6 protein-coding genes are annotated in these 8,107 nt (G+C 68.1%); 2 read left to right on the top strand and 4 right to left on the bottom strand.

Annotation, left to right across the window (positions count from 1 at the left end; genetic code table 11):
- A partial coding sequence (locus tag VN419_RS02380; RefSeq protein ID WP_325644051.1) for a 4Fe-4S double cluster binding domain-containing protein occupies nucleotides 1-696 on the top strand: 696 nt, incomplete at its 5' end.
- Between the two features lie 56 nt (nucleotides 697-752).
- Here VN419_RS02380 and VN419_RS02375 read toward each other — a convergent pair.
- From VN419_RS02375 to ruvX, 3 genes are all read right to left on the bottom strand, one after another.
- On the bottom strand, nucleotides 753-2,711 hold the full coding sequence (locus tag VN419_RS02375) for a molybdopterin biosynthesis protein (protein ID WP_325644049.1): 1,959 nt from the start codon (nucleotides 2,709-2,711) through the stop codon (nucleotides 753-755).
- 316 nt (nucleotides 2,712-3,027) lie between these two features.
- Complete coding sequence (gene mltG, locus VN419_RS02370; protein WP_325644047.1) at nucleotides 3,028-4,260, bottom strand: endolytic transglycosylase MltG; 1,233 nt, start codon at nucleotides 4,258-4,260, stop codon at nucleotides 3,028-3,030.
- Between the two features lie 8 nt (nucleotides 4,261-4,268).
- Nucleotides 4,269-4,694 (bottom strand): Holliday junction resolvase RuvX, encoded by a 426-nt coding sequence (gene ruvX / locus VN419_RS02365; protein WP_325644045.1) that lies wholly within the window; start codon nucleotides 4,692-4,694, stop codon nucleotides 4,269-4,271.
- Between the two features lie 240 nt (nucleotides 4,695-4,934).
- Between ruvX and lepB the strand changes: the two genes are divergently transcribed.
- Complete coding sequence (lepB, locus tag VN419_RS02360; RefSeq protein WP_325644043.1) at nucleotides 4,935-5,792, top strand: signal peptidase I; 858 nt, start codon at nucleotides 4,935-4,937, stop codon at nucleotides 5,790-5,792.
- A 115-nt stretch (nucleotides 5,793-5,907) separates the two neighbouring features.
- Here the strand turns inward: lepB and VN419_RS02355 are convergent, their stop codons facing one another.
- Nucleotides 5,908-7,830: an ATP-binding protein gene (locus tag VN419_RS02355; RefSeq protein WP_325644041.1), complete on the bottom strand. Its 1,923-nt coding sequence runs from the start codon at nucleotides 7,828-7,830 to the stop codon at nucleotides 5,908-5,910.
- Nucleotides 7,831-8,107: the final 277 nt, after the last annotated feature.

The raw sequence follows: 8,107 nt of genomic DNA, 5'->3' as shown, positions 1-8,107 counted from the left end.
GCGCGCAGCTGGGGCGCAAGTCTTGTGGGCATCGCCGATCTGGAGCGCCTGCGCGGCATCGAGACCGAGCCCGCGGAGCTGTTCGACGGCTTCAGCCGCGCCGTAAGCATCGCCGTGCGCCTGTCCGACCCGGTGCTCGACGCCATCATCGACCGGCCCACGCCGCTGTACTCCCAGCATTACCAGAAAGTGAACGCGCTGTTGGACGAGCTGGCCCTCAAGGCCAGCCTGGCCTTGCAGCAGGCCGGGGGCCGGGCCCTGCCCCTGCCCGCCTCGCAGATTCTGGACGCCGCGCGGCTCACGTCCTACGTGTCGCACAAGGCTGTGGCCGTGGCCGCCGGTATTGGCTGGCAGGGCAAGAGTCTCTTGGCGGTCAGCCCGCAATACGGCCCGCGCATCCGCCTTGTCACCGTGCTCACCGACCTGCCGCTGACCCCGGACGAGCCGCTGAAGAACCGCTGCGGCGGCTGCACCGCCTGCACGGACGCCTGCCCGGCCCAGGCCATTCGCGGCGCGAACACGGACAGCCACTTCGGCTCGCGCGAGGAAGCGCTCTTCTTTGAGCGCTGCCGCGTGCAGGTGCTGGAGGAATTCGCCAAGCTGCCGCACATACACGGCGGCATCTGCGGGGTCTGCGTGTCCGTGTGTCCCTGGGGCCGCCAGGCCGAAAGAAAGGCCCAAAAGAAAAAGCGCTGAGCCTTGCCGCCCAGCGCTTTCTGCTTTTCTTCATCGGGGCGTCCGCCCCGGTTCTCCTACTCTCCCATGCCCATGCCCGGCTTCATGATCTGCCCGGTGAGCGGCGTGTCGTAGCCGCCCAGGCCCTGCATGCGCTGCTGGAACTGCTCGGTGCCGATGACCTGCCTGAGCGTCATGATGCGCGGGTCGGAGAGGTGCGCCGTGGGCAGGATGAGGTCGTAGCGTTCCCGCGCCAGGGGCACGAAGTCCAGGTCCAGCGCCTTGGCCGCGGCATAGATGCCCTGGCCGCAGTCGGCCGCGCCGGTCAGCACGTTCACGGCCACGGCCATGTGCGTGTATTCCTCGCGGTCGTAGCCGCGCACCTGGGAAGGCTCTATGCCCGCCTTGTCCAGGTGGTGGTCCAGCAATATGCGCGTGCCCGCGCCGCGCTGGCGGTTGATGAAGTTCACGTCGGGCCTGGCCAAGTCGGCCACGCCGGTGATGTTCTTGGGGTTGCCCTTTTGCACCATGAGCCCCTGGTGGCGGATGGCGAGGTTGATGACGGTGAGGTCCAGGCCGGGCAGGTGCTTGGCCAGGAAGGGGAAGTTGAAGTCGCCGCTTTCCGGGTCGAACAGGTGGCAGCCCGCGAAAAGCGCCGCGCCGTTCTTGAGCGCGGTTAGGCCGCCCATGCTGCCCACGTGGCTCGACACCAGCGAAAGCGGTTCGGCCAGGCCCGTGAGCTCGTTGGCCAGCAGGTCCAGAATATTGTCGTGGCTGCCGATGTGCACCAGCACCTTGTCCAGTCCGTCCAGGGGCACCAGCAGCTCGGCCTCGATGATGGCGTCCTGCTCCAGGCCTTCGCTCTGGGCGGGTATGCGCGTGATGGCCTGGGCCTTGGTGAGGCTTGTGATGAGCCCGGCCCCGCGCGGCAGGGGCGCGGCCACGAAGCCCTCGCCCACCTTGCCCACGGCCAGGCGGACGATCTCCTCCATGCCGGGGCGGCTGGGGGTCTTGCGCGCCAGCCGGGCGGCGATTTTCTGCCTGCCGGGCGAAGCCTGGCGCATGAGCCAGCGCACCACGGGCTCCAGCACGTCTTCCAGGCAGACCACGGCGCTGACCGGATAGCCCGGCGCGCCGACGAGCAGCCGCCCCTCGAACAGCCCCTGAGTGACGCCAAGCACCGTGGGCTTGCCCGGCATGACGCTGATGCCGTGGGCCAAAAGCTTGCCAAAGCTCTCGAAGGTGGCGCGGGTGAAGTCCTTGCTGCCCGCGCTGGAGCCCGCGCCAACCACCACCACGTGGGCCCCGTCGGCCAGGGCCTTGGCCACGGCGGCGCGCAGGGCCTCGGGCTGGTCGGGCACGGGCGGCGTGAAGGAGGGCAGGGCCCCCCAGGAGGCGGCGATGGCCCGGAAGACCTGGGAGTTGCTCTCGATGACCTGCCCGGCCTGGGGCGTGGGGCACTTGGTGAAGTCCAGCACTTCGTCGCCGGTGGGGATGAAGGTCAGGCGCACGCGCTCCCACACGGAAAGTTCGAAGATGCCCGCGGCCAGAAGCGCGCCCACGTCGTAGGGCGAAAGGGTGTGGTTCTGCGGCAGCAGAAGCTCCGTGGCCACGATGTCCTCGCCGATGCGGCGCACGTGCTGCCAGGGGAAGGCCGGGGCCTCTATGCGCACGGTGTCCTCGTCCACCTGCTCCACGTGCTCGATCATGACCACGCAGTCCATGCCGTCCGGCAGGGGGTGGCCGGTGTTCACGGGCACGAAGCCCGCGCCCTTGCGCAGGGTCACGGGGCTGCCCTCGCGCGCGGCGAAGGTGGCGGCGGAGGAGACGGCGATGCCGTCCATGGCGGCGGAATGGTACGTGGGCGAAGAGCAACGGGCGAAGATGGGCTGGCTGGTGACGCGGCCGCAGGATTCATGCGCGGGCACCAGTTCCGGGTGGACGAGGGCGGCGCGGTCCAGGGCGTTTTTGGCCTGGCGCACGGCCTCCGCCGGTTCGATGGTCGACAGGTAGATGTTGCGGTCGTCGCTGCTCATAAGGCCTCCGGTAAGGTGTGCCAAATCCGGCATAAAAAATGCCTCAGCGGCGGACAGCTGTCAAGGAAGCGGAGCGTGCGCGAGCCTTGGCCCAGCGCTGGTCCTACGTCAAACGGGCGGCGGAAGGGCGTGTGTTTCGTCCGGGCGGCGCCGCGTGATGACTCTGCGCCACCAGCACGCCACCCAAACGAAAGAGTCAGCGAGTCGCCCCGCTGGCTCCATTCGTGCGACTTCAACTGGAATTCACCGCCGCCACAAGGGAGACGGCAATCAGCTTATGCGGCGAGGCCGTGAGCGGCGTCGTGCCGTTCCACGGCTAGCCAGTGGTCGCGGGCTTGGTCTGGGGCTTCTGGGCCGGTTTGGAGTCCTTGGGCGCGGCGTTTTTGGCCTTGGCGTCCTTCGCCTTCTGGGCCTTCGACTTTTGCTCCTTGGCCTTGGAATCCTTGGCCGTCTTGGCGGGCGTCTTGACTGTTGCTTTGGCCGCCGGTTTGGCCTCGGGCTTGGCCCCAGCAACGGCGGCGGCAGCGGACTGGCTCGGCGCGGACTGGTACGCCTCCGGGTTGCGGTGGCGCTGGTAGCGGTTCACCGCGCGGTTGTGTTCGTCCAGGGTCGCGCTGAACTCGTGGGTGCCGTCGCCCTTGGCCACGAAATAGATGTAGTCGTGGGCCTCCGGGTTCAGGGCGGCCTGGAGCGAGGCCAGCCCGGGCGAGCAGATGGGACCCGGCGGCAGCCCGGCGTGGGCGTATGTGTTGTAGGGGTTCTGGGCGTCCTCCAGGTGGGCGCGCTTCAGGTCGCCGTCAAAGGCCGGGCCCAGGCCGTAGATGGTGGTGGGATCGCACTGCAGGCGCATGCCGAGCCTGAGCCGGTTCATGAACACCCCGGCGATGCGCGGGCGTTCGGCCGCGTCGCCGGTTTCGCGCTCCACAAGGGAGGCGAGGATGACGATGCGCCTGAGCTCCGCGGCCGGGGGCGGGCCCTGTGGCCACAGCTTCTTGGCCTGGCGGTCGAACTCGCGCAGCATGGCCTCCACCACGGCGGTGCCGTTGTCGGCCTGGGTGCGCGGCAGTTGATAGGTTTCCGGGAACAGGAAGCCCTCCGCCGAATCGGCCGGGATGGCATACTTTTGCAGCAGGGTGGCGTTCTTGGAAGCCTGCTCGAAGCTCTCGCGGTCGGTGAGGTTCTCGGCCTCGAAGAGCTTGGCGGCCATCCACCAGGGCAGGCCCTCGCGCACGACCACCTTGTGCTGGATGCCGTTCGTGGTGGTGATGACGCGCAAAATCTCTTGGGCGGGCCAGCCGGAGGAGAGCAGGAACTCGCCCGCCTTGGCCGAGGCCATGTGGCCGTTCAGCTTGGCGATGAGCACCAGGGCCTGGGCGTTGCGGATGAGCCCCTGGGACTCCAGCTCGCGGGCGATGGCGGGCAGCGTCATGCCCGGGCGGATGAGCACGACGGCCTCGCGGCCGGGCGCTTCCGCCGGGCCGAGGAAATAGACCGTGCCTCCGGCGAAGGCCGCCGCGATGGTCGCGGCAAAGCCCAGCAGCAGCCACAAAATGTGTTTCAGGCGGGATTTCGGCCTGGCTGGCTGCTGATCCAGGTCTCCAGGATCTGCACCGCCGCCTGGCTGTCCAGTCGTGTTTTCATCTTCCGGCTGCACAGACCGGCCTCCTTGAGCTGGGCCTCCGCCGCGGCGGAGCTGAAGCGTTCGTCCATGAGGTGCACGGGCACGCTGACGCGCCGGGCAAGGCTTTCAACGAAATTCCGAGTCTGGCGGGTGGTCAGGGAGTCCTCGCCGTCAAGGGTCAGCGGCAGGCCCACCACGATGGCCTCCACGCGCTCCTCCTCCACCATGCGCAGCAGCGCCTCGAAGAGGCCGTCGCGGGTGGTGCGCGCCAGGGCGGGCCGGGGAAAGGCCATGCGGCCTTCCGGGTCCGTGATGGCCAGACCCACGCGGACCTGTCCGTAATCGATGCCGAGCACGCGCATGGTTGTTTCCTTTTGGTCCTGCGGCAGCCGTTTGTGGCGGCGTAAAACCCGCTTGCGGGCGGCGCATGGCCCGCTTAGGGCGGTGTATGACCGGGGCGGAGTGTGGGGCAAAGGCCGGGTGGGTGTCAAGGCGTTCCATGTCCCGGAGCGGAGGCGGGCATGGGATGGCGGGGCGCAACCCTTTGCCTCTTGCCGCGTCCTCTGCTATGAGAACAAAGATACTGTCATGAGGCGCAAGCAATGCATCTGAACGTTCTGCCCAGAAGCTCCGGCGCGCCCGCCGGGCCGCCCGCAAGCCCGCGCAAGCCCTGGCTGGCGGCCCTGCTCTCCTTCCTGTGGCCGGGCCTGGGCCAGGTGTACAACGGCCGCTTCCGCAAGGGCGTCACCCTGTTGTGCCTGGCCGCCGCGTGGCAGCTTTTGGGCATCGGCGCGGCGGAGACCTTCCGCTGGTGGCTGTCGTCTTTGGGCGGCTTTCTGCTGCTTTCCCTCTACGCCGCCTGGGACGCCCACCGCGTGGCCGGAACCCTGCGCGATTTCGTGCCCGGATCTCGAAACACCCTGCCCGTGTACCTGGGGGCGGTGGTGCTCATGACCACGGCCTCCCTGGCCGCGGGCCAGGCCGAGCGCTGGGCCTTCCCCATCTACACCGTGGCCCAGACCTCCATGCGGCCCACCCTGCGCAGCGGCGACCGGCTGCGCTGCGCCGCCCTGCGCCCGCGCGACATCATCCGCCGGGGGCAGCTTGTGGTCTTCGAGTATCCCGGCGAGCACTCGCTGATCTTCGTCAAGCGCGTGGTGGGCCTGCCGGGCGAGGTGGTGGAGGTGGAGGACGGGCTGGTCTACGTCAACGGCGATCCCATCGACGAAGGCTATTACGCTTCGCGCCGGCCGGGCAACAAGAGCCTGGACATGCCCGCCGCGCGCCTTGCTCCGGACGAGTACTACGTCATGGGCGACAACCGCCACGCCTCCTTCGACTCGCGCAGCTACGGGCCGGTGAACCGCGCGCGCATGCTGGCCACGCCGCTGTACGTCATCATGTCCATGGACGAGCGCGGCAAGTTCTATCTGGACCGCACAGGCCTGCCCACGCGCTAGGCCGCCTCTCTTTTCTCCTTCCCCTCCGCTTCGCCGCTTTGACCCCGCGCCAATGAAAAAGGCCGGAACCCGCCTCGGATTCCGGACAGAATAGCGTGTTGCGGACGCCAGGAGCCTAATGGTCCAGGGGGCTTGCGCCTTCTTCCGGGCCGCCGGGCGCCTGCCTGCTGGCCTTCACCCGGCGCAGGGCCATGAGCAGCGCCTCCGGCTGCACCGGCTTGGTCACGTAGTCGTCCATGCCGGAGGCCAGGAAGTGTTCGCGGTCGCCGGGCATGGCATAGGCCGTAAGCGCCACGATGCGCGTGTGCGGCCGTCCTTCGGCCTTCTCCAGGGCGCGGATGGCGTGGGTGGCCTCCACCCCGTTCATGAGCGGCATCTGGATGTCCATGAGCACACAGTGGAACCTGCCGCTTCGATAGGCCTCCACCGCGGCCTGGCCGTCCGGGGCGGTCACAACCTCGTAGCCCAGGCGGGTCAGCATCACCTGGGCGGAAAGGCGGCTCACCTCCTCGTCTTCGGCCAGCAGCAGGCGCATGTGCTCCGGCGGCTGCGCGGCCGCCGGGCGAGGCGCTTCGGCGGGTTGCGGCCTGGCCTGGCCCTGGGGCCGCTCCAGGGGAATCTGTAGATGGAAGACGGTGCCCGCTCCGGGTTCGCTCACCACGTCTATGCTGCCGCCCATAAGGTCCATGAGCCGCTTGACGATGGCCAGCCCGAGGCCCGCGCCCTGGTAGCGCCGCGTGAAGGAGCCGTCCACCTGGGTGAAGCGTTCGAACACGTGGGCGAGCTTGTCGTCTGGGATGCCGATGCCCGTGTCGGCGATGCTCAAGTAGAGCCTGACCGAGCCGGGCTTGGCCGCGTTCGGCCTGGCCCAGGCCTCCATCGTCACCGCTCCCTCCGGGGTGAACTTCACGGCGTTGCCCAGCAGGTTGAACAGCACCTGGCGCAGCCGGGCCTCATCGCCCACCAGGGTTTCCGGCAGGCTGGGGTCCGGGATGCCGGTGAGCTTCAAGCCGTGCTTGGAGCAGGACGCCTGGAACACGGTGAGCACGGAGTTCAGCAGTTCGCGCGGGCTGAAGGGCTGGCGCTCCAGCACCAGTTCGCCCGCCTCCACGCGGGAGATGTCGAGGATGTCGTTCAAGAGACCCAGCAGCCGGTTGCCGGAATCGTAGGCCATGCACACGTAGCTGGCCTGATCCTCCGGCGTGTTCTGCTCCTTGAGCAGTTGCAGCATGCCGAGTACGCCGTTCAACGGGGTGCGTATCTCGTGGCTCATGTTGGCCAAAAACTCGCCCTTGGCGATGTTCGCCGCCTCTGCCTCCACGCGGGCCTGGTGCTCCTTGGCGATGCTTTGCCGGAGCCGCCTGCCGCCGAACACGATGCCCGCGAGTCCGATGCTCCAGATGATGGCGTAACCGCCGACGGTCTTGGCCGCGAGGCTGTGGTACTCCTCCAGATGGCTGCTGAGCGGCACCGAAACGCTGATGCCGCCGCGGATTTCGCCTTCCTTGTAGCCCTGCTTGGCGTGGCAGCGCAGGCAATAGTCCTCGATGAACACGGGCCGCATGATGCGCAGGTAGGGCTTGCCGTCCAGTTCCTCGTGCGAATAGACCTCCGGCAGGCCCCCTTCGAAGCGCAGCAGGGCCTCGTGTTCCCAGGGATCGGGCGCGTTGGACGGGCGGATGGGGTTCAGGCTGGTGATGTGTCCCTGCACCGTGGCGGTGGTTTTCTGGATCTCATAGGCTTGGCGCGCCATGTACGCCGGGTTGATCATGGTCAGTTTGATGCCCTTGGTGGTGACCAGGTCCCGGTCGGGCACGTCGAGGTAGGGATTGGGCTGGTTCTGCTCGGTCACGCGGACGTAGACGCCCCCGCGCAGGCTGTTCCAGCGGCGGAAGGTCAGGTCTTTTTCAAAGGCCACGCGGGCCGCCACGCGGGCCTGTTCCAGAGTGCTCTGCCAACTGGCCGCCAGGGCGATGGCCGCCGCGGCCACGACAAAGAGCGTCCAGATCGCCGCTGCAATGAGTATCGGCTTCTTCATGTCTCGTCAGACCTTGCCGCAGCTTGAACTTCAGGGGGGAAAGGGCCAGTACACATGGTTTTCATGTATACACCATTACCCTGCCATGTACAGCGCCGGGCGTAAAAAAAGGCCGGAGCCCTTGCGGACCCCGGCCTCGTAGGAAGCGGGAATGGTGAACGGGGGCTAGTACATGCCGCCCATGCCGCCCATGCCACCCATGCCGCCCATGCCGCCCATGCCGCCGGGCATGGCCGGAGCGCCTGCGCCCTTCTCGGGCTTGTCGGCGATGGCGCAC

It is taken from the genome of Humidesulfovibrio sp. (genome assembly GCF_035560995.1).
Lineage (GTDB): Bacteria > Desulfobacterota > Desulfovibrionia > Desulfovibrionales > Desulfovibrionaceae > Humidesulfovibrio.
The sequence above is the reverse complement of the archived record's forward strand: the minus strand, read 5'-3'. Positions and strand labels throughout refer to the sequence as shown.